The sequence below is a fragment of the Mesorhizobium sp. G2-6-1 genome, from assembly GCF_055809095.1.
This window is the reverse complement of sequence record NZ_CM147896.1, coordinates 1,567,519-1,592,851: the sequence shown is the minus strand read 5'-3', so window position 1 is coordinate 1,592,851 and position 25,333 is coordinate 1,567,519. Positions and strand designations below refer to the sequence as shown.

At 54.6% G+C, this 25,333-nt stretch carries 26 protein-coding genes and 2 pseudogenes; 14 read left to right on the top strand and 14 right to left on the bottom strand.

Annotation, left to right across the window (positions count from 1 at the left end; genetic code table 11):
- Nucleotides 1–61 precede the first annotated feature (61 nt).
- The 5 genes and pseudogenes from AC0L7S_RS07585 to mnmE all read right to left on the bottom strand — a co-directional run bounded on the left by AC0L7S_RS07585 (nt 62) and on the right by mnmE (nt 5,785).
- Entirely contained in the window at nt 62–943 is an 882-nt protein-coding gene (locus tag AC0L7S_RS07585; RefSeq protein ID WP_473473774.1) for a ParB/RepB/Spo0J family partition protein, read from the bottom strand.
- 34 nt (nt 944–977) lie between these two features.
- On the bottom strand, nt 978–1,778 hold the full coding sequence (locus AC0L7S_RS07580; protein ID WP_473473773.1) for a ParA family protein: 801 nt from the start codon (nt 1,776–1,778) through the stop codon (nt 978–980).
- A 43-nt stretch (nt 1,779–1,821) separates the two neighbouring features.
- Nucleotides 1,822–2,445: a 16S rRNA (guanine(527)-N(7))-methyltransferase RsmG gene (gene rsmG / locus AC0L7S_RS07575; RefSeq protein WP_473474217.1), complete on the bottom strand. Its 624-nt coding sequence runs from the start codon at nt 2,443–2,445 to the stop codon at nt 1,822–1,824.
- A 2-nt stretch (nt 2,446–2,447) separates the two neighbouring features.
- A pseudogene (gene mnmG / locus AC0L7S_RS07570) lies at nt 2,448–4,321 on the bottom strand (tRNA uridine-5-carboxymethylaminomethyl(34) synthesis enzyme MnmG).
- A gap of 118 nt (nt 4,322–4,439) precedes the next feature.
- A pseudogene (gene mnmE / locus AC0L7S_RS07565) lies at nt 4,440–5,785 on the bottom strand (tRNA uridine-5-carboxymethylaminomethyl(34) synthesis GTPase MnmE).
- Between the two features lie 56 nt (nt 5,786–5,841).
- Here mnmE and AC0L7S_RS07560 point away from each other — a divergent pair.
- On the top strand, nt 5,842–7,800 hold the full coding sequence (locus AC0L7S_RS07560; protein ID WP_473473772.1) for a thioredoxin domain-containing protein: 1,959 nt from the start codon (nt 5,842–5,844) through the stop codon (nt 7,798–7,800).
- 69 nt (nt 7,801–7,869) lie between these two features.
- On the opposite strand, the gene rho is transcribed toward AC0L7S_RS07560, so the two are convergent.
- From rho to AC0L7S_RS07540, 4 genes are all read right to left on the bottom strand, one after another.
- On the bottom strand, nt 7,870–9,135 hold the full coding sequence (gene rho, locus AC0L7S_RS07555; protein WP_473473771.1) for a transcription termination factor Rho: 1,266 nt from the start codon (nt 9,133–9,135) through the stop codon (nt 7,870–7,872).
- 159 nt (nt 9,136–9,294) lie between these two features.
- On the bottom strand, nt 9,295–9,831 hold the full coding sequence (hemJ, locus tag AC0L7S_RS07550) for a protoporphyrinogen oxidase HemJ (RefSeq protein ID WP_473473769.1): 537 nt from the start codon (nt 9,829–9,831) through the stop codon (nt 9,295–9,297).
- Complete coding sequence (hemE, locus tag AC0L7S_RS07545; protein ID WP_473473768.1) at nt 9,831–10,862, bottom strand: uroporphyrinogen decarboxylase; 1,032 nt, start codon at nt 10,860–10,862, stop codon at nt 9,831–9,833. The genes hemJ and hemE overlap by 1 nt, the downstream gene beginning before the upstream one ends.
- A complete protein-coding gene (locus AC0L7S_RS07540) occupies nt 10,855–11,289 on the bottom strand; it encodes a hypothetical protein (protein WP_473473767.1) in 435 nt (144 codons plus the stop codon). The genes hemE and AC0L7S_RS07540 overlap by 8 nt, the downstream gene beginning before the upstream one ends.
- On the opposite strand from AC0L7S_RS07540, the gene AC0L7S_RS07535 reads away from it, so the two are divergent.
- From AC0L7S_RS07535 to dnaQ, 5 genes are all read left to right on the top strand, one after another.
- Entirely contained in the window at nt 11,263–12,084 is an 822-nt protein-coding gene (locus AC0L7S_RS07535) for a pyruvate, water dikinase regulatory protein (RefSeq protein WP_473473766.1), read from the top strand. The genes AC0L7S_RS07540 and AC0L7S_RS07535 overlap by 27 nt on opposite strands.
- Nucleotides 12,085–12,225: 141 nt before the next feature.
- Nucleotides 12,226–12,825 carry a Maf-like protein gene (locus AC0L7S_RS07530; RefSeq protein WP_473473765.1) on the top strand — a complete coding sequence of 200 codons (600 nt, stop codon included), beginning with the start codon at nt 12,226–12,228 and terminating at the stop codon, nt 12,823–12,825.
- Nucleotides 12,818–13,660 carry a shikimate dehydrogenase gene (locus AC0L7S_RS07525; RefSeq protein WP_473473764.1) on the top strand — a complete coding sequence of 281 codons (843 nt, stop codon included), beginning with the start codon at nt 12,818–12,820 and terminating at the stop codon, nt 13,658–13,660. Before AC0L7S_RS07530 ends, AC0L7S_RS07525 begins: the two co-directional genes overlap by 8 nt.
- Nucleotides 13,657–14,262 (top strand): dephospho-CoA kinase, encoded by a 606-nt coding sequence (coaE, locus tag AC0L7S_RS07520; RefSeq protein ID WP_473473763.1) that lies wholly within the window; start codon nt 13,657–13,659, stop codon nt 14,260–14,262. The genes AC0L7S_RS07525 and coaE overlap by 4 nt, the downstream gene beginning before the upstream one ends.
- A gap of 50 nt (nt 14,263–14,312) precedes the next feature.
- Nucleotides 14,313–15,014, top strand: coding sequence for a DNA polymerase III subunit epsilon (gene dnaQ / locus AC0L7S_RS07515; RefSeq protein ID WP_473473762.1), 702 nt, complete (start codon nt 14,313–14,315; stop codon nt 15,012–15,014).
- A gap of 68 nt (nt 15,015–15,082) precedes the next feature.
- Here the strand turns inward: dnaQ and secB are convergent, their stop codons facing one another.
- Together secB and AC0L7S_RS07505 are read right to left on the bottom strand one after the other, a co-directional pair.
- Nucleotides 15,083–15,580 carry a protein-export chaperone SecB gene (secB, locus tag AC0L7S_RS07510; protein ID WP_473473761.1) on the bottom strand — a complete coding sequence of 166 codons (498 nt, stop codon included), beginning with the start codon at nt 15,578–15,580 and terminating at the stop codon, nt 15,083–15,085.
- 92 nt (nt 15,581–15,672) lie between these two features.
- The gene (locus AC0L7S_RS07505) at nt 15,673–16,173 is read right to left on the bottom strand and encodes an FxsA family protein (RefSeq protein ID WP_473473760.1); all 501 of its coding nucleotides are present in this window, start codon (nt 16,171–16,173) and stop codon (nt 15,673–15,675) included.
- A 290-nt stretch (nt 16,174–16,463) separates the two neighbouring features.
- Between AC0L7S_RS07505 and AC0L7S_RS07500 the strand changes: the two genes are divergently transcribed.
- From AC0L7S_RS07500 to AC0L7S_RS07485, 4 genes are all read left to right on the top strand, one after another.
- Nucleotides 16,464–17,171: a Tim44/TimA family putative adaptor protein gene (locus AC0L7S_RS07500; RefSeq protein ID WP_473473759.1), complete on the top strand. Its 708-nt coding sequence runs from the start codon at nt 16,464–16,466 to the stop codon at nt 17,169–17,171.
- Between the two features lie 21 nt (nt 17,172–17,192).
- On the top strand, nt 17,193–18,299 hold the full coding sequence (mltA, locus tag AC0L7S_RS07495; protein ID WP_473473758.1) for a murein transglycosylase A: 1,107 nt from the start codon (nt 17,193–17,195) through the stop codon (nt 18,297–18,299).
- A 133-nt stretch (nt 18,300–18,432) separates the two neighbouring features.
- Nucleotides 18,433–18,822, top strand: coding sequence for a Smr/MutS family protein (locus tag AC0L7S_RS07490; protein WP_473474216.1), 390 nt, complete (start codon nt 18,433–18,435; stop codon nt 18,820–18,822).
- A 10-nt stretch (nt 18,823–18,832) separates the two neighbouring features.
- A complete protein-coding gene (locus AC0L7S_RS07485; protein ID WP_473473757.1) occupies nt 18,833–19,213 on the top strand; it encodes a helix-turn-helix domain-containing protein in 381 nt (126 codons plus the stop codon).
- Nucleotides 19,214–19,218: 5 nt separating this feature from the next.
- Here the strand turns inward: AC0L7S_RS07485 and AC0L7S_RS07480 are convergent, their stop codons facing one another.
- The 3 genes from AC0L7S_RS07480 to AC0L7S_RS07470 all read right to left on the bottom strand — a co-directional run bounded on the left by AC0L7S_RS07480 (nt 19,219) and on the right by AC0L7S_RS07470 (nt 22,200).
- Nucleotides 19,219–20,808: a peptide chain release factor 3 gene (locus AC0L7S_RS07480; protein ID WP_473473756.1), complete on the bottom strand. Its 1,590-nt coding sequence runs from the start codon at nt 20,806–20,808 to the stop codon at nt 19,219–19,221.
- A gap of 158 nt (nt 20,809–20,966) precedes the next feature.
- The gene (locus AC0L7S_RS07475) at nt 20,967–21,761 is read right to left on the bottom strand and encodes a class II glutamine amidotransferase (protein WP_473473755.1); all 795 of its coding nucleotides are present in this window, start codon (nt 21,759–21,761) and stop codon (nt 20,967–20,969) included.
- 178 nt (nt 21,762–21,939) lie between these two features.
- Nucleotides 21,940–22,200, bottom strand: a complete 261-nt coding sequence (locus tag AC0L7S_RS07470; RefSeq protein WP_473473753.1) for a DUF6356 family protein — start codon at nt 22,198–22,200, stop codon at nt 21,940–21,942.
- A 113-nt stretch (nt 22,201–22,313) separates the two neighbouring features.
- Here AC0L7S_RS07470 and AC0L7S_RS07465 point away from each other — a divergent pair, with 113 nt between their 5' ends.
- The 4 genes from AC0L7S_RS07465 (at nt 22,314) to AC0L7S_RS07450 (ending at nt 25,296) form a co-directional block, all read left to right on the top strand.
- Nucleotides 22,314–22,781 (top strand): Lrp/AsnC family transcriptional regulator, encoded by a 468-nt coding sequence (locus AC0L7S_RS07465; protein ID WP_473473752.1) that lies wholly within the window; start codon nt 22,314–22,316, stop codon nt 22,779–22,781.
- An 83-nt stretch (nt 22,782–22,864) separates the two neighbouring features.
- Entirely contained in the window at nt 22,865–23,350 is a 486-nt protein-coding gene (gene dut, locus AC0L7S_RS07460; RefSeq protein WP_473473751.1) for a dUTP diphosphatase, read from the top strand.
- Nucleotides 23,351–23,491: 141 nt separating this feature from the next.
- A complete protein-coding gene (locus AC0L7S_RS07455) occupies nt 23,492–24,292 on the top strand; it encodes an isocitrate lyase/PEP mutase family protein (protein WP_473473750.1) in 801 nt (266 codons plus the stop codon).
- Nucleotides 24,289–25,296, top strand: coding sequence for a proline racemase family protein (locus AC0L7S_RS07450; protein WP_473473749.1), 1,008 nt, complete (start codon nt 24,289–24,291; stop codon nt 25,294–25,296). The genes AC0L7S_RS07455 and AC0L7S_RS07450 overlap by 4 nt, the downstream gene beginning before the upstream one ends.
- Nucleotides 25,297–25,333: the final 37 nt, after the last annotated feature.

The window sequence follows — 25,333 nt, the reverse complement described above, 5'->3', positions numbered from 1 at the left end:
TTTAAAGCCTTATTTTTGTGCATATCGCCCAAAACCGCTGCGCACTTTTGGGCAACATGCACTAGACACCTTTGAGGCGGCGGCACAAATCGTCAAGCTGCTCCAGTGTTCGATAGCTGATACGCACCTCGCCTCCGAGGTTCTTATGCGCAATTGCGACATTCATGCCGATGACATCTGATAACAGTTTTTCCAACGCCGCAGTGTCAGCATCCTTCTCGACTATCTTCTTTGCGGCCTTACCCTCACGCGGGGAGACACTAGGGGCCTGTGCGAGCGCCTCGGCCTGCCGGACCGAAAGTCCATCTTCAACAATTCGCATCGCCAGGCGCGCGGGATCTTGTGCTGTAATAAGGGTTCGCGCATGGCCTGCCGATAACGCACCATCGACCAACATATCCCTGATAACGTCCGGAAGTTTGAGCAATCTCAATGTGTTAGCTACATGGCTCCGGCTTTTGCCGATGACCTGACCGAGATCGGCCTGACTATAGCTATGGTCGTCAATCAGTTGCTGATAGCCAAGTGCTTCCTCGACCGGATTTAAATCGGCACGCTGCACATTTTCAATGATTGCCAATTCGAGCGCTGTGCGGTCATTTACATCGCGGACAATGACCGGAATTTCCGCAAGTCCGGCACGTTGCGCTGCGCGCCAGCGCCGCTCGCCTGCGATGATTTCATAGCGATCTTGTTGAGAAGGCGATGGACGCACGACAACGGGTTGAACAACGCCATGCTCGCGGATCGACTGAGCAAGATCGGTAAGGTCGGATTCGCCGAAGTGACGCCGCGGATTTTTCGGATTGGGAGTGACAAACTCAATGGGCACCGCGCCATCTGGCCTTGCCGTTTCTTTCTCCGCCACGACAGGGCGATCCATTTCGCCAATCAACGCCGCCAATCCGCGGCCCAATCGTTTTCTCGAAAGATCTTCGTTCATGGTTAAGTCCGATTGTTTCGTTATCGAATCGAATTTACGCTGCATGGAGCCTGCGCTCGCGCCGGATCACTTCCGAAGCAAGCTGCAGGTAGGCTTGGCTGCCTGAGCATTTCAGATCATAGAGAATAGCCGGCTTTCCATAAGAGGGCGCTTCGGAAATGCGCACATTCCTTGGAATTACAGTCTCATAGACCTTATCGCCCATATGGGTCCGAACATCATGCACGACCTGGTTCGCCAGATTGTTCCGACCATCAAACATCGTTAGCACAATACCCTGAATCTCCAATTCCGGGTTGATTGACAAACGCACTTGCTCGACCGTCTCCAACAACTGGCTAAGCCCCTCAAGTGCAAAAAATTCACACTGCAGAGGGACAAGGACGGAATCAGCCGCAGCCATCGAATTCAGCGTCAACAAGTTCAATGAAGGCGGACAATCGATAAGGACGTAGGTGTATAACCCTGCGCGCTCTGTGGAGGCTTCCAGTGCATTTCTCAATCGCAATGCCCGGTCCGGTGCGGATGCGATTTCCATCTCGACTCCGAGCAAATCAAGTGTCGACGGCACAACCCAAAGGCCCGGCACCGCAGTCGGCAATGCCGCTTCCTCGAGTGTAAGCTTCCCCGTCAACACGTCATAGGAAGAAACCGTACGGTCACGGCGCTCTATGCCAAGCCCAGTGCTTGCATTTCCCTGCGGGTCAAGATCGATGATCAAAACGCGCTCACCAATCGCCGCCAAGGCGGTCGCCAGATTGATGGCCGTCGTGGTCTTGCCCACTCCACCCTTCTGATTGGCGACTGTTATGATGCGGAGACTAGTCTTGGTCATGCTTTTCTGCCAGAAATTCATTCCAATAGCCAAGTATGTTCATCTAAATCGGGCGTAGATCGCGCACTTCGAGAACCACGCCATGAGGGTCGGCTGCACTTTGGTGTTCTAACAGATCAAATTGCCAGTAGTGAGTGCTTTCTTCCACTTCAACGCGGTAATCCCGCCCTTTGTGGAAAAGACCGCGTGCACCTGTGGTCAGCCAAGGCGCAGCAAGGTCCAATAAATGAGGAAGAGAGGCGAGGGCCCGCGCTGTGACGACTTCCGGCTTGAAAACATGGGCATAAGAGTCGTCGATGCGTCGCGCCACGACGTGTGCTGGTAACTCAAACTCTCCTATAACCGTTTGTAAAAACGATGCTTTCTTTCGATTGCTTTCGACCATCTCGATCATTCCGCCTCTCTCTTTGAGCAGGAATGCCATCACCAATCCCGGAAAACCTCCACCGGAACCCAGATCGAGCCAGTGCAACGCTTTTGGCTCAATCTTTGCCAATTGTGCACTATCTAATATGTGACGTTGCCAAATATCATCAACGGTTGATGCTGCGACAAGATTGATCCGTTGATTCCACTTGCGGAACAATTGTTCAAACGACCTCAACGCGTCAAATGTTTCACGTGAAACGGGCCCCGCCACGTCCCCAATCTGACTAAAAAGCGGCATAGTCAAGCAGCGCCTCGCCGCACCGCACTTTCGCTATTTCGAATAAACGCAACAATCAGAGCCAAGGCCGCTGGCGTCATACCGTCAAGCTTGTGCGCATCTGCGATTGACCGTGGCTTTCGTTGGCGCATCTTTTGCTTGAGTTCATTTGATAGACCAGGCACGTCAGAAAAGTCGAGATTTGCAGGGATAAGTCGCGTCTCTTCAAGTCGAAGCCGTGCCACATCAGCCTGTTGCCGATCAAGATACACCGCATATTTCGCTTCAATCTCCAATGCTTCCGCTGCCTTTTTGTCAATCATCGCGAAACGCGAATCAACTCTCCTCAGCCAATTCACATCAATCTCGGGATAGGAAAGTAACTCATATGCGGACCTGCGAACACCGTCGAGATTGATTGCGACGCCTTCCCGGGCCACTTCGTTCGGTGTCAGCGAAATTTCATGTGCCAGGGTTCTCGCTGTCTTGACCGATGCCGTGAATTTTCCAAACCGAACAGCCCGTACAGTCGAGGCGATGCCCAATGCAATCGCTCTTGGCGTAAGTCGTTCATCTGCATTGTCTGCTCGTAGGGAAAGGCGAAATTCCGCCCGCGACGTAAACATTCTATAAGGCTCGGTTACACCGCGATGAATGAGATCATCAATCAGCACACCAATATACGCTTCTGTTCGGCTGACTGTGATTTGGTCAGCACCCGAAGACCGCCGCGCGGCATTGATACCCGCAAGCAGACCCTGTGCTGCTGCTTCTTCATAGCCAGTAGTTCCGTTAATTTGCCCGGCGAAAAACAGCCCCTTCACCTTCCTCGTTTCCAATGTTGGTTCAAGTTCCCGAGGATCAATGTGATCATACTCAATAGCATAGCCCGGCTGAAGCATCACCGCAGCACTCAAACCTGGAATCGTCTTAAGAATGGAACGTTGAACCTCTTCCGGCAGGGACGTCGAAATACCATTCGGGTAAACCGAATGGTCGTCCAAGCCTTCCGGCTCTAAAAAATTTGATGCCCGTCTCGATCGCCAAATTTAACGATCTTGTCCTCAATTGATGGGCAATATCTTGGCCCCACGCCTTCAATTGCACCAGAATACATCGCCGAACGGCCAAGGTTTTCGCGCACAATACGATGTGTCGCATCTGTCGTACGTGTGATCCCACAGGCGACCTGGGGTATGCTGATTTCATCGGTCATTAATGAAAACGGGACCAGTTGTTCGTCGGCAACCTGCTTATCTACAGACTGCCAATCAATCGTGCGTCCATCCAAACGCGGCGGCGTCCCCGTTTTCAATCGTCCCAATTGAAACCCGATCCGCGCTATAGTCTTTGAGAGCTCCAGCGATGCGCGTTCATTCATGCGCCCGGCGACAATCGTCTTCCCCCCAATGTGGATAAGACCCCTGAGGAAAGTTCCGGTTGTCAAAACCACAGAGCCGCAACCAAGCTGTCGTCCGTCCGTCAACGCCACGTGTGCCAAGCGGCCATCAACAAGCCCAAAGTCAGCGACCTCACCCTCAACGATTGTCAAATCGGACTGGACACGTAGTGCATCCTGCATGGCACGCCGATACAGCGCACGATCGCTCTGTGTACGCGGTCCGCGCACTGCAGGACCTTTGCGCCTGTTCAACATACGAAATTGAATACCGGACGCGTCAGCCACACGACCCATCAAGCCATCCATCGCGTCTATTTCACGCACGAGATGACCTTTGCCTAACCCACCTATAGCCGGGTTACATGACATCACACCGATTGTGGTCGCCGAAATTGTTACGAGAGCTGTACGAGCACCCGAACGAGCCGCCGCACTGGCAGCCTCGCAGCCTGCATGGCCACCACCAACAACAATGACATCAAAGCCATCACTCATTTTCATTCCTATAGCTGGGAACCGCACACATGTGCCGCAATGATACGTCTGTCAAGACCAACCGTGGTAGGCGTTTCACGTGAATCATATCAGGTCGCTTCCAGACGTTTCACGTGAATCATTTGCCGATGCAAAATTCCGAGAAGACCACATCGAGCAAATCCTCGACATCAACTGCCCCAACAATCCGCCCCAACCGGTCACCCGCGAGACGAAGTTCCTCTGCGACCAATTCCGGCTCGGAGCTACCTTCGAGATCGGCCGCTCCAATCAAATGCATTCTCGCGTCCTCAAGAAACTCAACATGCCTCATCCGGAACGGCAAAACCGAGCCAACACACTTGATGCTTGTGTCCGCTCGCCGCCCCATCTCTTCGATCAGCAGGGCCAGACCCGCACCGCTCTTCGCAGAGACACAGATGTCATAGCTTTCCAATGCACTGTCTCGGGTAGAAGACGATGAGACCAGATCACTTTTTGTCCCGATCATCAGAATTGGCGCAGATATCCAGTCAATTTCAACACTTCCCGGATCTATAAGGTCTTTCAACACAAGGACAAGATCGGCCTCCTTGGCCCGATCCTTCGCTTTCGCTATTCCGATTGCCTCAACAGCACCGGCACCATGACGGATGCCAGCGGTATCCGTAATGTTGATCTTTATGCCATTCACATCCAGATTGACCTGAAGGAGGTCACGCGTAGTCCCAGCCTCTTCATTTACTATTGCAACGTCCCTGCGTGCCAAAGCATTGAACAGGCTGGACTTACCGGCATTTGGCGCCCCCAGGATAACGATCTCAAAACCCTCACGGATAATCTCGGCCGCGCCAAATCCGCCTATATGAGAGCCGATCTCCTCAACGAGATCTTTAATCCCGTTGACGAAACTATCGTCTATCGTCTCCAGGACATCGCCTTCATCAGCAAAGTCAATCCGCGCCTCAACCATGGCGCGAATATATGTCAGCCGATCACGCCAGTGCATATAGAGCGCACTTTGCGCACCACCGGCATTCATCACCGCGAACCGCCGCTGCCCCTCCGTCTCCGCATTTATCAAATCGGACAGCGCCTCTGTCTCGACGAGGTCGAGCTTGCCATTAATGAAAGCTCGTCGCGTAAACTCGCCAGCCTCTGCGTGACGCACGCCATCAACGCCCGTCAGTACCGACAACACAGCCGCCACCACCGCCACGCCACCGTGCAGATGGAATTCCGCTACATCCTCCCCTGTAAAACTGTTTGGCCCGGCAAAAAAATCACCACCGCACGGTCGAGTATATCACCAGACCGGTCAGTGAGTTTTCGATAACAGGCGCGTCGTTCTGGAGGCACGCTGCCGGTGAGTATTTCAAGAACGTAACGACTATGCGGCCCCGAGATGCGCACGACCGCAACACCGGTAGGCAAGCGGCCACTGGAAAGCGCCACCACAGAATCCTGGAATATTGTTTGCCCCATCGAGCGAACCACCTTAGCTTCAACTCATATTCTGCCGCACAAGTTTAGGCCACGACATGATCTTGCCAAATCGAAATCTATTAGCCGACGAAACAAGCCCTTATCTTCGCCAGCATTGCACGAACCCGGTCCACTGGCGCGGTTGGTCGGCCCAGACATTAGAGGAAGCTCAGTCTCTGGATCGACCGATCCTCCTATCAGTTGGCTACGCAGCATGCCACTGGTGCCACGTCATGGCGCACGAAAGTTTCGAAAACGAAGCCATTGCTGCGGTCATGAACCGTCTCTTCGTCAATATCAAGGTCGATCGGGAGGAGCGACCAGACATTGACCAAATCTACATGGCGGCATTGTCGGCGATGGGAGAGCAGGGCGGCTGGCCGTTGACCATGTTCCTGACACCAGATGCAAAGCCATTCTGGGGCGGAACCTACTTTCCGCCAACCCCCAGATATGGCCGCCCGGGATTTGTTCAGGTTCTCGAAGCCGTCGGCAAGGCATGGAGCGAGAAGAGACAGGACCTCATGCAAAGTTCAGACGCCCTTACATCGCATGTCCATAGTCGCCTTGCCGGGGCTCATGCCAGCGGACAGTTGGATATCACGGCATTGGCCAAGCTTGCCGGCGCCATTCATGACATGGTCGATAAGGAAACTGGCGGTCTTCGCGGAGCGCCAAAATTTCCGAATGCCCCGTTCATGCACACCCTTTGGCTGTCATGGCTACGAGACGGCAATGAAAATCATCGCCAGGACGTTCTCACCAGCCTCGAACGCATGCTGTCAGGCGGTATTTACGATCATATCGGTGGAGGTCTCAGCCGCTATTCCACTGACAGTGACTGGCTAGTGCCGCACTTCGAAAAAATGCTCTACGACAATGCCCAGCTCTTGCGACTCTGCAATTGGGCTCATGCTGAAAGCCACAATGAATTGTTTCGCATACGAATCGAAGAGACGGTCGCGTGGCTGTTAAAAGAAATGCGCACGAAGTCAGGTGCCTTCGCTTCAAGCCTGGATGCAGACAGCAACGGTGAAGAGGGCAGTTTCTATACCTGGACTGCCGAGCAGGTAAACGAAACGCTTCAAGCCGATAGCGATCTCTTTTTCCAATATTTCACGCTCACCAAGCCAACAAGCTGGGAAGGCAACCCCATTGTCCATCAAACCGCCACCCAATCTACTCAAGCATCGATTGCCCATGACCTCCTGACTCCAATCCGGCATCGACTACGCATGGCGCGCGACACACGTATTGCGCCTGCCCGTGATGACAAGGTTCTCACCGACTGGAATGGACTTGTTATTGCAGCCCTCGCTGAATGCGGGAGAGCCTTCGACAACCCTGAATGGGTCACCGCAGCTGTCGATGCGTTCGACCATATTTTGAGATCGCGCCGTGACGGCAGATTGCCCCATTCAATGCTTGGCGAAAAAAGCCTGTTCCCTGCACTGTCCAATGACTACGCGGCCATGATCAACGCCGCGATCTCACTCTATGAAGCCACAAGAGATGCAAACTACATCGCCCATGCGGAAGAATTCCTTGAACAATTAAATATCTGGCATTGCGATGCGGTCGCCACCGGTTACTACCTCACCGCATCCGACAGTACCGACATTCCGATCCGTATCCGGGGGGACGTTGATGAAGCCATACCTTCGGCAACCAGCCAGATTATTGAAGCTTTTGCGCGTCTGGCAGCGATTACCGGAAGCATTACTCTACATGAAACGTCAATATCAGTTGCCGAACATGCTGCGGGCCGGGCCGCTCAGCAGGCTTATGGCCAAGCTGGAATCGTCAACGCATGTGCCTTGGTCAACGAATCTCAAAAGCTGATAATTGTCGATGATCTCGAAAACCCGAGTCTCGTTCCGGTGGCGAATCGAATACCGGACCCGCGCCGGGTCGATCATGTCATCGACTTTGGGAAACCGAGCAAGTTGACCGCTTTGCCCGATGGAACAATACCCCCACGGACCAGATTGGGGCCTATTATTGTTCAGGCATGACCTGCAGGCCGCGCGTTACCGATCCCGATGAACTCGAGCGGATGCTGCGCCGTACATAAACGTCATCGATCAGGTATTCATCGAATCGAAAAAGTCTGCGTTGGTCTTGGTCTGCTTGAGTTTGTCGATAAGGAACTCAATCGCATCTGTCGTACCCATGGGCGCGAGGATGCGGCGCAGCACGAAGATCTTCTGAAGATCGGCTTTAGCCACCAGAAGATCTTCCTTGCGCGTACCTGATTTCAGAATATCCATCGCAGGATAAATACGTTTGTCGGCAACCTTGCGGTCCAGCACGATTTCCGAATTACCGGTTCCCTTGAACTCTTCAAAAATGACTTCATCCATGCGGCTACCGGTGTCGATCAGGGCCGTCGCGATAATTGTCAGCGAACCGCCTTCCTCGATATTGCGCGCAGCGCCAAAGAAGCGCTTCGGCCTTTGCAGCGCATTGGCATCAACGCCACCAGTAAGCACCTTGCCCGATGAAGGGACAACCGTGTTGTAGGCACGGCCAAGGCGCGTTATCGAATCGAGCAGGATGACCACATCACGGCCATGTTCAACCAGGCGCTTGGCCTTCTCGATCACCATCTCGGCAACCTGCACATGTCGAACAGCCGGTTCATCGAATGTCGAAGATACAACTTCGCCTTTGACCGAGCGCTGCATGTCCGTGACTTCTTCAGGACGTTCGTCGATCAGCAGCACGATCAGGTAGCATTCGGGGTGGTTGGTCGTGATCGAATGCGCAATGTTTTGTAGAAGAACTGTTTTACCGGTGCGCGGTTGCGCCACGATCAACGCGCGTTGACCCTTGCCAAGCGGTGCCACAAGGTCGATCACCCGCGGTGAAATATCCTTGGAGGTCGGAACCTCCATTTCCATATTCAATCGCGACGTCGGATAAAGCGGCGTCAGATTGTCAAAATGAATCTTGTGTCGGATTTTCTCGGGATCATCGAAATTGATCGTATTGACCTTGAGCAATGCGAAATACCGCTCTCCCTCTTTCGGGCTGCGGATTGGGCCTTCGACCGTATCGCCCGTTTTCAACGAGAATCGCCGGATCTGCGACGGAGAAATGTAGATATCATCCGGACCGGGCAGATAATTTGCATTGGCGGAACGCAGAAATCCAAATCCGTCCTGCAACACTTCAACCACGCCATCACCAATGATCTCGATATCCTGCGCCGCGAGCTTCTTCAGGATAGCGAACATCAGTTCCTGCTTGCGCATCACACTGGCGTTTTCGACCTCCAGCGTTTCGGCATAAGCGATGAGCTCTGGTGGTTTCTTGTTTTTGAACTCTGTGAGTTTCATTTCCTGCATGAACGGACTCTGATTGTGCTTGCGGGGGAATATATCGGCATATTTGCTGATTGCCTGGCGCGGTCGAGCATAAGTGGACGACGCATGGCGATAGGGAAGACTTGTCTTTTATCGTCAGCCAACAGAAAGAGCAAGACGCCTTTTACGCCCGCAGGTCCATTAAAACGGCTTCACAATGACCAGTATGACAATCACAACCATCAGCACGGTCGGAACTTCATTGATCATACGCCAATGACGGGCCGAACGCTCGTTTCGGTCTTCCGCGAATTTCCGAACCCCTGCCGACAGATAGCCATGCACCCCGGAAAGTAAAATCACAGCCGCAATCTTTGCATGCAGCCAGCCACCCGAAAAACCGAAACCTTTCCAGGCAAGCCACAAGCCAAATGCCCATGTGACAAGCATCGCCGGATTGATGATCGCCCGCAGCAAACGACGCTCCATCACCTTGAAGGTCTCCGACTGAACCGAGCCTTTTTCAGCATCGACGTGATAGACAAACAGGCGTGGCAGATAAAGCATGCCTGCCATCCACGAGATGACCGCGATCACATGGATGGCTTTTGCCCAAGGGTAGAATTCCTCAGTCCCAAACAAAAACACGCAAATAACCAGACCGATAAGAACGACGATCGAGACAACGGCCCGCTTCAACGCATGGCGGCCACTATGTTCATTGCTTGACCCAAACATCAGCTAGCAGCGCTCCGAACCTGCTTGATCATCGCACTCACATGCTCCACCGGTGTTTCTGGAATAATTCCATGGCCGAGGTTGAAGATAAACGGTCCATCCTTCAATGCGCTCAGTATCGCATCCACCCCCTCCAACAAGGCGGTTCCTCCTGCTGCCAAACGTAACGGGTCAAGATTGCCCTGCACCGCACCACTGTGTTGCAGGGCTTTTGCCTCGATCAATGGCACAGTCCAGTCCAGACCAAGTCCTGTCACGCCCGTAGCTCCCCTGTATGCCCCGTAGCGCATGCCAGCACCCTTCGGGAACCCAATGATGGGAACATCAGGATAAACCCGCCTGACCTGCCTGACGATCTCGGCAACAGGGTCCACACAAAACGCTTCGAACGAAGCATCGTCGAGAACACCGGACCATGAATCAAATATCTGCACCACATCGGCACCAGCCTCGATCTGCTTGATCAGATAAGCCGCAGACTGATCCGCCAGAATTTTCAGAAGCTGACCAAATGCCTTCGGCTCGCGATAGGCGAACAAACGCGCAGGCGCCTGATCCGGGGTTCCATGACCTGCGATCATATAGGTTGCGACCGTCCAGGGTGCTCCGCAAAACCCGATAAGTGTCGTCTCGCTCGGCAATTTGGCACGCAACTGACGAACAGTTTCATAGACCGGTGCCAGATTCACGTGAAACAATTCAGTGTCCAGCGCCGCAATCTCGGAAGCTGTAATCGGCATCAAGACAGGCCCGCGACCCTCCTCGAAGCGAAGATCTCGCCCCAGCGCATGGGGAACAACCAGAATATCCGAAAACAAGATCGAAGCATCAAAGCCAAAACGTTCAATGGGCTGTAACGTTACCTCGACTGCCCGATCAGGATTGTAGCAAAGGTCGAGGAAAGAGCCTGCCCGTTTTCTCGTTTCCCGGTATTCGGGCAGATATCGCCCAGCCTGGCGCATCATCCATAGGGGAGGCGGAAAGACTGTCTCTCCCTTCAAGGCCTTCAACACAGTGCGGTTTTCAGCCATCTGCACTCACTTTCAAACGTCTATCTATAATTAAATATCTTATTGAAAAGAATCTTTTGATTCTATGAGTCTGTGGGAATCGGTGATTGCTACCTCTCCCGCCCATCAGCAAAAAAAGCCAGCCAGCAATTTGTCGCGTGTTGAGTTTCGTGATTGGGAGAATAATGGGGATAGCTATAAAATTACGAATAGATTCAGTTATTTCCCGACACACTGATAGAAATTGCGTTGCTAGAAACTCATGAGTTGATTTGTCCATCCCCATTTTTGTCCCCAGCCAGATTCCCGACTTCACATCAGGGCGAATTGTGGACAAGTCAGCATCTGATACAGTCCCCGCCAGCACCATCGCTCTTTGTCCAACCTTATCCACATTATCCCACATGAAGCGGCGAACTCTGTGAACAAACCCCAAAGCTTCTTTCATCTACACCTGATTTCCGATGCCACCGGTGAAACGCTGCTGGCAGCCGGTCGCGCAGCCTCCGCGCAGTACAAGGACGCACGCGCTATCGAACACATTTACCCGTTGATCCGCACTGAAAAGCAGTTGCTGAAAGTGTTCGACGATATTGACGCCGAGCCGGGTATTGTTCTCTACACCATTGTTGATCAAAACTTGGCCATCATGATTGACAACCGGTGCACGGCAATGGGTTTGCCATGTGTCTCCGTGCTGGAACCTGTGCTGACTGTATTCCAATCCTATCTGGGTACTCCTGCGGGTCGCCGCGTCGGCGCGCAACATGTGCTGGACGCCGAATATTTCAGACGCATTGATGCGCTCAATTTCACGATGGAACATGACGACGGCCAATTGCCCATCGACATTGAAGATGCCGATATCGTGCTGATTGGCATCTCACGCACTTCCAAGACACCGACGAGCATTTACCTTGCTAACCGCGGCATCAAGACGGCGAACATTCCCGTCGTTCTCGGTGTGCCTATGCCCGACAGTCTGATCAAAGCACAAACACCGTTGGTTGTCGGGTTGATCGCGACAGCCGAGCGAATATCGCATGTCCGGCAAAACAGGATACTTGGCAACACAGCCGGTTATGAGGGAAACGACTATATCGACCGCTCCTCGATAACCGAGGAACTCACCTATGCCCGCCAGATCTGTACGCGCTACGGGTGGCCGATGATTGATGTCAGCCGCCGCTCGATTGAAGAGACAGCGGCAGCAATCGTTGCCCTGAGAAGCAAGACAAGATAGAGAAAATTCAGAAGAATGGCCGGATTTTCCGCCCGCATCCCGCTCTAACTTATTGGAATCGATCACGCTCATGATTTAGGATCGATTCGATCCTGAATCATCGTGATCTAAGTGCCTAAATATCCTACGGAGTTTAAGTGGATGACCGAAAAGCTCGTGCTTGCCTCTGGCAGCCCTTTTCGTAAGGCAATGCTCGTCAATGCCGGAATTGATGTCGATGCTGTTCCTGCCAGGGTTGATGAACGGGCACTTGAAGCTCCTCTCCACGACAGCGGTGTCTCACCGGAAGATGTTGCCCTGGTTCTGGCCGAAGCAAAGGCCATGGATGTCAGCGGGCAGCAATCGGGATTGCTGGTGCTAGGTTGCGACCAGACCTTGTCACTTGGCGATGAAGTCTTTCACAAGCCTGCTGACATGGAAGGCGCACGTCGCCACCTTCTTGCCCTGTCAGGCAAAACACACCAGTTGAATAGTGCTGCCGTCCTTGTCCGCGACGACAAGGTTCTTTGGCGTCATGTCGGGATCGCCAATCTGACAATGCGCAGGCTGGAACCGGCCTTTATCGGACACCACCTTGCCCGTGTCGGTGAAAAAGCCCTTTCAAGCGTCGGCGCGTATCAGATCGAAGGGGAAGGCATCCAGCTATTCGAAAAGATTGATGGCGATTATTTCACCATCGTCGGCCTGCCGCTGCTGGCTGTGCTTGGCGAACTCCGCCGCCTTGGAGCGATTGATGGTTGAGGTTCAAAAGAAGGCTTTTGTCATTGGTCACCCGATCACCCATTCCCGTTCACCAATGATCCACGGCTTTTGGCTGGAAATCTATGGCATTGCCGGCAGCTACGAAGCCATCGACGTTGCATCGGAAGAGCTTTCCAGCTTCTTGGGTTGCCTTGAAAGCAATGGTCTGTGCGGCGGCAATGTCACCATTCCGCATAAGGAAACCGTGTCGAAGCTTATCAATCGGCGTGACGCGGCTGCCGAGGAGATAGGCGCGGTCAACACACTCTGGTTTGAAGACGGAGTGCTGTGCGGAGGAAACACCGATGCCTACGGGTTTGCCGCCAATCTGGATGAATATGCGCCGGGATGGGCACAAAATGCTCCCGCTGTGGTGCTCGGTGCGGGCGGTGCGGGCCGCGCTGTCATCCATGCGCTGAAACAACGGGGCCTTCGCGATATTCGCGTGGTCAATCGAACACTATCGCGGGCTAAGGAACTTCGCGATCGTTTTGGCACAGGCGTTTCGGCCCATCCCTTTGAGGCGACAAACGAGTTGCTTGCCGATGCGGGTCTGCTCATCAACACAACCGCCCTTGGTATGCATGGCAATGGGCGCTTGCCGGCTAATCCGAATCTGCTTCCAGATAGCGCCATTGTTACGGACATTGTATATGTTCCGCTGCAAACGCCCCTGCTGGCCGCGGCCCATCAACGTGGTTTGAAAACGGTGGATGGGCTTGGCATGTTGCTCAATCAGGCCGCGCCCGGTTTCGAGCATTGGTTTGGCGTGCGGCCAAAAATTACGCCCGATCTTCGCGCGCGTGTCGTCGCTGATCTGGATAGCGGGACATGATTGTCCTTGGCCTGACGGGCTCGATCGGTATGGGTAAATCGACGACGGCGCGCATGTTTGCAGACGCAGGCGTACCGGTGCACGATTCGGATGAAACGGTTCATCGCCTCTATGCGGGAAAGGCCGCGCCGCTGGTCGAAGCCGCTTTCCCCGGCACCACATCTGTAGGCGGGGTCAACCGCGCTCGTTTGGGCAAACATGTTCTGGCCGACCCTTCGGCCTTGAAGAAGCTGGAATCGATCATTCACCCGCTGGTGCGCGCCGACGCCGATGCTTTTGTGGCGCGTCATAAGGCCGAACAAACACCGCTTGTCGTTCTTGATATTCCTTTGCTGTTTGAAACCGGCGGACGTGACCGTGTAGACAAGATCGTTGTCGTAACCGCCTCTGGCGAGATTCAACGTGCCCGTGTGCTGGCCCGCCCCGGCATGACAGAAGAAAAATTTGAAGCGATTTTGGCCAGGCAGGTCGCGGATGTGCAAAAACGCCAGGCAGCCGACTTTGTAATTGATACCGGCCTTGGCATGGATGAAGCGCGCCGCGCCGTCAGCGAAATAATTTTCAAGCTCGTGGGGGATAAAGCTGCCATCAGCCCCATCTAAACTTGCTGTCCTCGCTGCTCATTGTCATGTTCGCCAAATGGAGCGAATCGATGCGTGAGATCATATTCGACACCGAAACCACTGGCCTTGATTCGCGCGAAGATCGCATCATCGAGCTTGCTGGCGTCGAATTGGTGAATCGCTTCGCGACCGGGCGAACCTTCCATTTCTATATCAATCCGCAAGGGCGCCAAATCCATCCCGACGCGCAGGCCGTTCATGGTATCAGTGCTGCCGATCTTGCTGAAAAGCCGGGTTTTGCGGGCATCATCGAGGAATTTCTTGCCTTCAGCGATGACGCAAAACTGGTGGCGCACAATGCCGGATTCGATATCGGTTTTCTTAATGCCGAATTCGCGCGGCTGGATCGACCGGCCATCAACCCGGATCGTGTTGTCGACACATTGGCACTTGCCCGGCGAAAGCACCCGATGGGCCCCAATTCGCTTGATGCCTTATGTCGCCGCTACGGCATTGATAACAGCCACCGCACCATGCATGGCGCATTGCTTGATTCGGAGTTGCTGGCAGAGGTCTATATTGAACTTATTGGCGGCAAACAATCTGCTCTTGTTCTCGACAGCGCTCCGGCAACGGTGAAAGCGACGCGGTCAGATCAAGTTGAACCGGCACTAGGAGCGCGGCCGACGCCATTGCCGCCACGGCTGAGCGTCACCGAAACCGAGGCACATGCAGCCCTTGTCGAGACATTGGGCGAAAAGGCTATTTGGCTGAGCGTTCTCGCCAAATAAAAAACCCGGTCCAAACCGGGTTTTCTCTGGATGGCATCTTTGAAAAAGTGCAATCGGCTCAGAAAGCCTCAGCTCGCCTGAACTTTGGATGCAGCCTGATCTTCCGCGATCTTTTGCTGGAACATCTGCGCAAAATCGATGGGATCGAGCATAAGCGGTGGGAAACCGCCATTGCGTGTCGCTTCGGCAATAATCTGGCGCGCGAATGGGAACAGCAGACGGGGGCATTCGATAAACAGCACCGGAAGCATATGCTCCTGCGGAAAGCCGCTAATATTAAAAACGCCGCCGTAAACGAGTTCTACGTTGAAAAGAACTTCCTTGTCGAAAGTGGCCTTCGCGTTCAACGTCAGATTGACGTCATATTGGTTGTCCGAAAGCGGATTGGCGTTGACATTGACATTAATGGCAATGCCTGGAGCCTGATCGCGGCCTTTCAGCGAGTTAGGCGCGCCCGGACTTTCAAACGAAAGATCCTTCACATATTGCGCAAGCACGTTGAGCGTTGGATGCTCATCGGTTCCGTTCGTTGCCGCGCCGCTTGGCGCCTCGTTCTTCTCGGCCATGAGCCCTGTTCCCTTATTCGGGCCACATGGCCCCGATTAAATCCGTGCGTTCGCTATCATGGCAGGCATGACAAGACAAGGTTTGCGGCGTTTCACTCTTTTGGCAACCGCGTCCAGGGCGAATTGTTGTTATCGCCTCGAGGATTGTCATCGCTCTTGGTGTAGTCTTCACTGTCGAGGTCGATGGTTGTTCCTTGGTCTCGGCGTTGATAGCCGCCCATGCTGAAGCTGGAAACGACGCCGACACGATTTTTAACAAATCGCCATGCCAGGTCGCGCACGGGCGGTATGAACAACAAGAGCCCCACAAACGAGGTGATGAAGCCGGGGGCGATGAGTAAAATGGAAGCAAGCAGGATCATGACCCCATGCGCAAGCTGCCTGCTTGGGTCACGCCCGGCATCCAATTCATTGCGCACCCGGGCCATGACGCCAAAACCCTGGTGCCGTAACAGGAGGCTTCCGGCAATGACGGACGCTAAAACGAGCCCGATCGTCGCAAGAGCGCCGATTTGTTGCCCGACGACCACAAAGCCTGCGATTTCCATAAGCGGAAGTGCAAGAATCAACAAAGGAAGGAAAGAAATACGCAAAACAGGACCATTTGCTTGATGTTTCGCCCTCGACACGCATTTGCCGCTGGCACTAGGCCTTTCAGATAGGTATGCGTGCCTTTAATTTGAATGATTGTATCTTGGGTTCTATATGCTTTGATAAAGGTGCGCCAGAAAATGGCGCGACCGCAAGGCTGGCGGTAAAGTAATTCCAGGAAATTTGGAGATCGAATTTCCAACCGGAGTTACCCGCGGGCAAAGAGATTAGGTTGAACCGTGTCCAAAGATAAAGGGAACGGTTCCAGGACAGGGATTGGTTGGCGCAAGACATGGAATTTTTCGACCTCGGTACGATTTTCTTCCTGGTCGCGGCGGTGGTGATCTTCTTCCAGCTGCGCAATGTGCTTGGCCGGCGCACCGGTAACGAGCGTCCGCCAGTCGACCCCTACTCGGCCCAGCGCACGAGCGAAAAGGATGCTGGCGATGCACCCGACAATGTTGTTTCACTGCCCCGCAAGCGTTCGCCCGGCGAGGCGCCACCGGATATTTACGCCGACATCGACGCCTACGCGAAGCCCGACACCGATCTGAACAAGGGGCTTCGTTCGATCAAGGATAGCGATGCGTCCTTCGATCCCAAGACCTTCGCCGACGGTGCCAAGATGGCTTACGAGATGATCGTCATGGCCTATGCCGATGGTGATCGGAAAACCTTGAAGAACCTTCTGTCACGTGAAGTTTACGACGGTTTCGTCGCCGCAATTGCCGACAGGGAGGCGAGGTCGGAGAAAATTCAGTCGTCCTTCGTCGGCATCGACAAGGCCGACATTATCTCTGCGGAGATGAAAGACGGCGAGGCTCATCTTACCCTACGCATCATCAGCGAGTTGATTTCGGCGACACGCGACATGGCTGGCACTGTCATCGATGGTGATCCCGAGACGGTTGCCGAAGTCAAGGATGTCTGGACTTTTGCGCGCGACACTCGATCACGCGATCCGAACTGGAAGCTGGTTGCCACCGAAGAAGAAGATTGAATCTGAACGCCGCGTGAGATCGTGCCGCTTTCATTTCAACCGAACGAATGTGACTTCGCGGCCCTGCCCGGCTGGCAGGATGACGACCATGCGGCAGCTTTCGCAGCCTTTCGGCGCTCAGCTTTCCATGTTCTGACAAAACCCTATCGCACAGGCACATTGGGAATAGATTTCGCTGCCTTTACCGATGCCTACGATGAGGCAAGATCCGTTACGGAAACGAATCGAGCACTGGCACGGGTGTTTTTCGAGCGGCATTTTACGCCTGTCCATATTCCAGGCGAGCAAGGTAGCGCGGGTCTTGTTACCGGCTTTTATGAGCCGGAGGTCGAAGTTTCGCCGGTACGAACAGAGCGGTTTTCGGTACCGCTCCTGTCCCAGCCGCCTGACCTTGTAGGTATTGATGGCAACAACCGCCCCGCTGGTATGGACCCTTATCTTGCTTTCGCGCGTGAAACGGCGGCAGGTCTCGTCGAATATTTCGACCGTGGTGAGATCGAGCGCGGTGCGTTGGACGGACAAGGCCTTGAAATCGCCTGGCTGGCGGACAAGGTCGACGCCTTCTTTGTCCACGTCCAGGGTGCTGCGCGCCTCATGATGGAAGGTCGCAACACCGTTCGCCTCACCTATGCGGCGAAATCCGGCCAGCGTTTCACCGGGCCTGGAAAACTGCTGGCCGATCTCGGCGAGATACCGCTACAGGACGTGACCATGCAGACGATCCGCGCATGGTTCAAAGATCATCCGCAGCGCGTGGATGAAATTCTTTGGCAAAATCGTTCCTATATCTTCTTTCGCGAAGCATCCGTCGACAATCCCCAACTTGGCCCGATTGCCGCGGCAAAAGTGCCGCTGACACCGGGTCGATCCATCGCCGTTGATCGTTTGCTTCACACATTCGGCACGCCGTTTTACGTCACCGCGCCGAAATTGACGGCATTCGATAATGAATCATTCCATCGATTGATGATCGCGCAAGACACCGGCTCGGCGATAACCGGAGCGGCGCGCGGCGATTTATTTGCCGGGTCTGGCGCGACAGCAGGTGAGATCGCAGGGGTCGTTCGTCACGAAGCAGACTTCTATGCTCTGGTTCCGCGTAAACTCGTTTCGGGTGTGAATCGATGAGCCGGATGCCTGAAAAAAGCTGAGCGATGAGGATCGCGTACTGTGGAGCCTTGTTGCGCGCAGCGCCACACCGTTGAAAGGAACGGTGGCGGTGGAAATTCCGACCGTCGAAGTGGCAAACGAGCCGCTACGGATGAACACCCAAGCCGCGATAAGCCATGCAGCCCCAAAATCAAAAACGCAGCATGTAACCCAAGTTCTTGACGGGCCGACGCTGGACCGGTTGTCGAAGGGTCGTCTGCCGATCGAAGGCCGTGTCGATCTGCACGGTTTGCGGCAGGATGAAGCCTATTCGCTGCTCTACTCGTTCCTTCATCGCGCCCATGCGGGCGGCGTCCGCTATGTTCTTGTCATCACTGGCAAGGGTTCGTCATCGGGTGGGGATGGCATTCTGCGCCGTTCGGTTCCAGCCTGGCTGTCGACACCAGCTTTCCGCCATCTCGTTTCAAGCCATGACCACGCCGCCCGCCATCACGGTGGTTCGGGCGCGCTTTACATCCGGCTGCGCCGGGTACGCCAATGAGAAATTGGTCATGACCCCTCTTGGAGAAAAAATCCGCGCGCTCCGGCGAGAGCGTGGCGTGAACCAAAAGGACATGGCCGAGGCCATAGGCGTCAGTGCGGCCTATCTATCGGCCCTTGAGCATGGTCGGCGCGGCGTGCCGACCTGGACGCTCATTCAAAAAATCATCGGCTACTTCAACATCATCTGGGATGAGGCTGAAGAGTTTCAACAACTTGCCGAAACATCCAGACCGCGGGTCAAGCTGGACACATCGGGTTTATCGCCAGCAGCCACGGAACTGGCGAACCTTCTGGCCGAAAACATCGACAAGCTGGATGAGGATGGAATCCGCCGCATTACCGCTCTGGTTCGTGAAATTCGTCAAAAGGCGAAGCGTAACGCAAGTTAACCTGCTCAGGCGGCTGCGCGCACCTGATAGTCCTTCAGCGCGGTAAAGCGGATCGCCTTCCACCGCTCAGCTTCGTAGTTGAGGGAAAATTCGTTTTGGGCAAGAAAAACCGGATCATTGTCGAGATCGCGGGCGATGTCACCGCGATGCGCCTCGACAAACCGCGCCAGTTCTGCGCGGTCGTCCGCCGCGATCCAGCGACAGATGGAAAAGCGCGCCATTTCAAAGTCTACGGGGAGCGTATATTCGACGTTAAGCCGCTCCTTCAAAACGTCGAGTTGTAGTGCGCCAACCACACCGACGATAGCCGGCGAGCCGTCCTCCGGCGAGAACAGTTGCACAACGCCCTCTTCCGCCATTTGCTGCAGGGCTTCTTTCAGCTTTTTCGCCTTCATGGCGTCTCCAAGGCGCACGCGGCGCAGAATTTCCGGTGCGAAATTCGGCACGCCCCGAAACAGGACTTCCTCACCTTCGGTCAATGTGTCGCCAATGCGCAACGTCCCGTGATTGGGAATCCCTACGACATCTCCGGCAAACGCCTCATCAGCCGTGATACGTGAGCGCGCGAAGAAAAACTGCGGTGCCGACAGGCTCATGAGTTTTCCGGTTCGCACCAGCTTGGCTTTCATGCCGCGTTCCAGCTTGCCGGAACAAACCCGCACAAAAGCGATGCGGTCACGATGATTGGGGTCCATATTGGCCTGAATCTTGAAAACGAAAGACGTCATCTTGTTTTCCGTCGCCTCGACCGTGCGTGTATCGGCTTCTTGCGCCCGCGGCGAAGGTCCAAAGGCCCCCAGAGCCTCGATCAGGTCGCGAACGCCAAAATTACGCAGCGCCGAACCGAAATATACCGGCGTCAGATGACCCTCGCGAAACGCATCCTTGTCGAATGGGCGGCAGGCTCCACGGGCAAGTTCCAGTTCCTCGATAAATGCTTCGCGTTCGTTCTCGGGCAGCAGACCGGCGACACGGTTTGAATCGGGACCGTTGACAGGCGTCCGTTCTTTCTCGTCGTCGCCCTTGCGCACAGCGTTCAGCGCCAGATTGTAGGTGCCGCAAAATGTCTTGCCGCGCCCGATCGGCCAGGTAATCGGAGCGGTGTCGAGTGCCAGCTTCTGTTCGATCTCATCGAGAATCTCGAACGGGTCGCGGCTCTCGCGGTCCATTTTGTTGATGAAAGTCACGATTGGTATGTCGCGCAGGCGGCAGACCTCGAACAATTTCAATGTGCGCGGCTCGATGCCCTTGGCAGCATCAATGACCATGACGGCGGCATCGACCGCCGACAAGGTCCGATAGGTGTCGTCGGCAAAGTCTTCATGGCCGGGCGTATCGAGGAGATTGAAGACATTGTCGCCATACTCGAAGGTCATCACCGAGGTGACAACGGAAATACCGCGTTCGCGCTCGATCTTCATCCAGTCCGAACGGGTCTGGATGCGATCTTTCTTGGCCTTTACCTCACCGGCAAGTTGTATGGCTCCGCCGAAAAGCAGCAACTTTTCGGTCAGCGTCGTCTTGCCCGCGTCCGGATGCGCGATGATCGCGAAAGTGCGGCGTCGCGCCACCGCATGTTCGATTGTCTCGGCCAATGTCAGAAATCCTGTGTGGTGCGCGGGCTTCTAGTGGAACGAATATGACATTTGAGTCCCACTTCCGTCAGCCTCTCGTTCAAATGTCAGAATCGAACCACTAGCAGCAGCAGGCAAAGCTGTCGAATGGAAATGGCGCTCTTGATGTCGGGTTGTGCCTAACAGACCAGCGCAATTTCATCCGTCTTGGTCGCAAGTGGTCTGATGACAATGTCATTTCGAGTGACGCAGACGAAATTCGAAGGCGGTATTGCCTGCCAGCCTTCACTTTCTTCATCAAACGGTTCAGAAACTACACAGTGACCGGAGCCGAATGCGCGCGTGTAGAGCGTCGGTGCGTGGTCGTGGGTGGTGTAACGAACCGCATGGAGCGCTTCGCCGTCGGCAAAGGCGGCGGTCAGCTTCAGATTTGGTGAAATCCCTGCCTCACGCTGCGTTTGCAAAACATGGGTGATAGCACGCGAGACGGCTTCGTGCGGGTTTTCTGCAAGACCCTTCTCGATCATCAGCAGGAACAGGAGTTCGGAATCTGTCGTACCTTCAAGCCTGTCGTATAGTGGGTCGGAGAGCCCCCTTTCCAGTGCGCGGCGAACTTTCTCAAAGCCGCCAATCTGGCCATTATGCATGAATGACCAGCGCCCATTGACAAAGGGATGGCAGTTTGCCCGGCTGGTAGCGCCGCCGGTCGAAGCGCGCACATGGGCCAGGAAAAGACCGGACCTGATTTGCCGGCACAAGCTCTTGAGATTGGGGTCCGACCAGGCGGGCAATATATCGCGATAGCAACCCGGTTCGGGTCGTTCCCCGTACCAGGCCAGACCAAAACCGTCGGCATTGGTTGCAGTCTTGGCCTCATGTGCGCATTGGCTTTGCGCAATAAGCGAGTGGCAAGGCGCTGACACGATGTCTTCAAGGAAAACAGTGTCACCAATATAGGCTGCCCAACGGCACATTGAGTTTCGCTTTTCTAGTGGAACGAATATGACATTTGAGTCCCACTTCCGTCAGCCTCTCGTTCAAATGTCAAATTCAAAAGTTCCACGAGAGTCAATAAGTTGCTAGTGGTTTCTTTGATTCCGATATTTGCCCGGGCGTGTCCACGAGGCGGATGTAAATGTCGGAATCGAACCACTAGGCGCGATCCGTCACGATAGCGGATTTATCGGGCAGGGATGCGTGTTGACCTCGATTGTGTGTCCGCTCGTAAAGCTGTTTGATTATTCTGCTTGCCGTAGTTTCAAACATAAAAGGCAAGAATGCGTGAACGATGGCAGCGAAGGCGGCCGCGAACAGCCTTGAAGAAAACCAACCCGCGAACGCCATGTGCCCAAGATAGGTCTCGCCTACCGTTTCAGGATGTTCGGTGAAAATCCTCGTCATGCGCGATGCCATAGCCGTTCTCCCTGTTATTCTGATCTCCAATCGGGAAAATGACATGATCTATTGGGTGGATGATCCCAAAATTCCCTTGAAATCCATTATTATTGGGACAAATATCCCATTGTATGAATGAAATAGACGAAATAGATCGAAGAATCCTGGCTGAATTGCAACGCGACGGCACGCTTTCAGTCGATCAGCTCTCGGCTCGGGTGGCGCTTTCACGCAATGCCTGCTGGCGCCGCATCAAGCGCTTGGAAGACGATGGCGTCATCCTCGGGCGCGTCGCCTTGGTTGACGCAGACAAGCTTGGCCTCGGTCTTTCCGTATTCATTCTGGTTCGCACTTCCAACCATGATCCGGACTGGCTGGCAAAGTTTCGCGCGGCAGTATCCGGCCTTCCGGAGATCACCGGTGTTTATCGCATGTCGGGTGACCTCGACTATGTTCTACGCGCCCGGGTGGCCGATGTGAAAGCGTATGACCGCCTCTATCAGCGGCTTATCGCCAAGGTCGCGCTTTCGGATGTCGCAGCTTCTTTCGTCATGGAGGAAATAAAGGAAACGACGATTGTTCCCGTTGAGGTGCGTTGATGCAGGCTGCGCTCAAAAGAAAGCCGTTGATAGAATGGTGTGGCGGTTGACGGTCACAACTGCGACGTCGATAGGATCAACTCATGCCAGCAACAAAGCACCAATCATCTGTCATCGGTCCGGCCGTCGGCATCGTTCGATTGCCCCACAGTCACGATCTGCCGTTGCCAGCCTATGAGAGTGCCGGTTCGGCAGGCATGGATTTGCGCGCAGCGATACCCGAAGACCGGGCGCTTCTCATTTTACCGGGCAAGCGGGCGTTGGTGCCTACCGGGTTGGTCATGGAAATTCCGGAAGGTATGGAAGGCCAGGTCCGTCCGCGCTCCGGTCTTGCGCTGAAACACGGCATCACCTGCCTCAATACGCCGGGAACCATCGACAGCGATTATCGCGGCGAGATCAATGTTCTCCTGATCAATCTTGGCGACGAGGATTTCTCGATAAGTCGTGGTATGCGCATTGCTCAGATCGTCTTTGCTCCAGTCACGCAAATGGTGATCGAAGAGCGCGCCTTGGCCGGTGACACGACGCGCGGGTCTGGCGGGTTCGGTTCTACCGGCACCGCCTGAGAAGCCGCCGAAGTTGGCACCCATAGTCTGAAAGTTTCTGGTAAGGCAAAAAGCCGCGCCTGACCCAATGGCATTCATTTGCCCGCTATTCGTGACAAGGCTAGGATCATTCCGGTGATTTTCGCATAGAGGATGGCTGCGATGGATACGGGCAAGGTTTTTCGTGATCTTCATGCTTCGACTTTTGTCATCCCGAATCCTTGGGACATTGGCACCGCGAAGCTGTTGGCTTCATTTGGCTTCAAGGCATTGGCAACGACGAGCGCCGGTTTCGCTTTTTCGCGCGGACTGCCGGATGGTGGCGTGACGTTTGAAGCGATGATCGCTCATTGCAAGGAGATGGCCGCCGCAACCGATCTGCCGGTTGCCGCCGATCTTGAGAAGGGCAAGGGCGACAGTGCCGAGCGTGCCGCCGAAACAATTTTTGCGGCGGAAGCCGCAGGTCTCGCCGGATGCTCCATCGAAGATTTTTCCGGAGACGACGAGCGGCCGATTTATGACTTTTCGCACGCGGTCGAACGCGTGGCGGCCGCAGTTGAAGCAACACGTTCGCTGAAGCGCGATTTCGTTTTCACCGCGCGCGCTGAGAATTTCCTGCATGGTCGTCCCGATCTCGATGACACGATCAAGCGACTTCAAGCTTTCGAAAAGGCTGGTGCAGATGTGCTCTATGCGCCGGGTCTCGCCGATATCGAGACTGTGCGCACCGTCTGTAACTCGGTTAGCAAGCCGGTCAACATTCTCGCAACCCCTGCTTTCACCGTTTCGCAGCTGACCGAAGCGGGCGCAAAACGCATTTCGCTTGGCTCAAAGCTGACGAACTACACATTTGGCATGCTCGAACGGGCGTCGCATGAAATCCTGCAGGGCGGCAGTTTCAGCTTCAGTAATGACGCGATGGCGTTTGACCGGTTGCAAAAGATGTTCTCGACGCCGCAATGACCTTGCAAGCGCTGACCGTCACCGACATGCATACGGGCGGCGAACCGGTGCGCATCGTTACCGGCGGCTACCCGCCGATACCCAAGGGCACTATTCTTGAGAAACGCGCCTATGTTCGCGATCATCTCGATCATTTGCGCAAGATGCTGATTTTCGAGCCGCGCGGCCATTACGACATGTATGGCGCTCTGTTGGTTGAACCTGATTTGCCCGGAGCGGACCTCGCAGTTCTGTTCATGCACAATGAAGGCTATTCGACCATGTGCGGCCATGCCGTCATTGCGCTTGGCCGCTATGCGGTGGACGAAGGGCTGGTTCCAGCAATGGAGCCGGTGACGATCGTCAACATCGAAGCGCCATGCGGCCTCGTCAAAGCCTCTGTCGAGGTGACGAACGGCAAGGCGGGCGCTGTTTCCTTTGAAAGCGTTCCGGCTTTTCTTTTTACCCATGATCATACAGTCGACCTGCCGGATTTCGGTAGCGTGACCTATGACATCGCTTACGGTGGAGCCTTCTATGCTTTGTCTGACTGTCATCAGTTCGGGCTTGAATTCGGCAAGAGCCGGGTACGCGATTTTGTCGATGCCGCAACCGCACTAACCGACAAGCTCAAAGCGGAAGTGCCTTTGGCGCATCCCGATCATGACGATCTGGCTTTTCTTTATGGAACCATTTTGACGGACGGCAAGGATGCGTTCGAGGCTGAAACGACAAGAAATATCTGCGTCTTCGCCGATGCGGAAGTTGACCGTTCACCTACGGGATCGGGTGTTACCGCCCGGTTGGCGGCAATGCACGCCAAAGGCCAGATCGGCATTGGCCAGACACGCAGTTTCGAGAGTATTGCGGGTTCCCATTTTGCTGGCGCTGTTGCGCGTCAGAGCAAGGCAGGCACACATGACGCCGTTATAGCGCGGGTTGGTGGCCGCGCCTTCTATTGCGGCAAGGCTGAATATCTGCTTGAAGCGGGCGACGAGTTGGGGCGGGGATTCCTGCTGCGCTGAAATTCTCAACAGAAGCCAGTGCCACGCTGTTTGCGAG

Excerpts from the sequence above, each read along its gene's own strand:
- hemE (WP_473473768.1), bottom strand. The coding sequence starts at position 10,862 with ATGGCTGAAAACCGCACTGTGTTGAAGGCCTTGAAGGGAGAGACAGTC.
- AC0L7S_RS07455 (WP_473473750.1), top strand. The coding sequence starts at position 23,492 with ATGGATACGGGCAAGGTTTTTCGTGATCTTCATGCTTCGACTTTTGTC.
- AC0L7S_RS07485 (WP_473473757.1), top strand. The coding sequence starts at position 18,833 with ATGACCCCTCTTGGAGAAAAAATCCGCGCGCTCCGGCGAGAGCGTGGC.
- AC0L7S_RS07530 (WP_473473765.1), top strand. The coding sequence starts at position 12,226 with ATGACCGAAAAGCTCGTGCTTGCCTCTGGCAGCCCTTTTCGTAAGGCA.
- rho (WP_473473771.1), bottom strand. The coding sequence starts at position 9,135 with ATGCAGGAAATGAAACTCACAGAGTTCAAAAACAAGAAACCACCAGAG.
- AC0L7S_RS07490 (WP_473474216.1), top strand. The coding sequence starts at position 18,433 with ATGAACACCCAAGCCGCGATAAGCCATGCAGCCCCAAAATCAAAAACG.
- rsmG (WP_473474217.1), bottom strand. The coding sequence starts at position 2,445 with ATGCCGCTTTTTAGTCAGATTGGGGACGTGGCGGGGCCCGTTTCACGT.
- AC0L7S_RS07525 (WP_473473764.1), top strand. The coding sequence starts at position 12,818 with ATGGTTGAGGTTCAAAAGAAGGCTTTTGTCATTGGTCACCCGATCACC.
- AC0L7S_RS07500 (WP_473473759.1), top strand. The coding sequence starts at position 16,464 with ATGGAATTTTTCGACCTCGGTACGATTTTCTTCCTGGTCGCGGCGGTG.
- AC0L7S_RS07540 (WP_473473767.1), bottom strand. The coding sequence starts at position 11,289 with ATGAAAGAAGCTTTGGGGTTTGTTCACAGAGTTCGCCGCTTCATGTGG.
- secB (WP_473473761.1), bottom strand. The coding sequence starts at position 15,580 with ATGGCCGAGAAGAACGAGGCGCCAAGCGGCGCGGCAACGAACGGAACC.
- AC0L7S_RS07470 (WP_473473753.1), bottom strand. The coding sequence starts at position 22,200 with ATGGCATCGCGCATGACGAGGATTTTCACCGAACATCCTGAAACGGTA.
- AC0L7S_RS07560 (WP_473473772.1), top strand. The coding sequence starts at position 5,842 with ATGATCTTGCCAAATCGAAATCTATTAGCCGACGAAACAAGCCCTTAT.
- hemJ (WP_473473769.1), bottom strand. The coding sequence starts at position 9,831 with ATGTTTGGGTCAAGCAATGAACATAGTGGCCGCCATGCGTTGAAGCGG.
- AC0L7S_RS07580 (WP_473473773.1), bottom strand. The coding sequence starts at position 1,778 with ATGACCAAGACTAGTCTCCGCATCATAACAGTCGCCAATCAGAAGGGT.
- coaE (WP_473473763.1), top strand. The coding sequence starts at position 13,657 with ATGATTGTCCTTGGCCTGACGGGCTCGATCGGTATGGGTAAATCGACG.
- dut (WP_473473751.1), top strand. The coding sequence starts at position 22,865 with ATGCCAGCAACAAAGCACCAATCATCTGTCATCGGTCCGGCCGTCGGC.
- AC0L7S_RS07450 (WP_473473749.1), top strand. The coding sequence starts at position 24,289 with ATGACCTTGCAAGCGCTGACCGTCACCGACATGCATACGGGCGGCGAA.
- AC0L7S_RS07475 (WP_473473755.1), bottom strand. The coding sequence starts at position 21,761 with ATGTGCCGTTGGGCAGCCTATATTGGTGACACTGTTTTCCTTGAAGAC.
- AC0L7S_RS07465 (WP_473473752.1), top strand. The coding sequence starts at position 22,314 with ATGAATGAAATAGACGAAATAGATCGAAGAATCCTGGCTGAATTGCAA.
- AC0L7S_RS07585 (WP_473473774.1), bottom strand. The coding sequence starts at position 943 with ATGAACGAAGATCTTTCGAGAAAACGATTGGGCCGCGGATTGGCGGCG.
- dnaQ (WP_473473762.1), top strand. The coding sequence starts at position 14,313 with ATGCGTGAGATCATATTCGACACCGAAACCACTGGCCTTGATTCGCGC.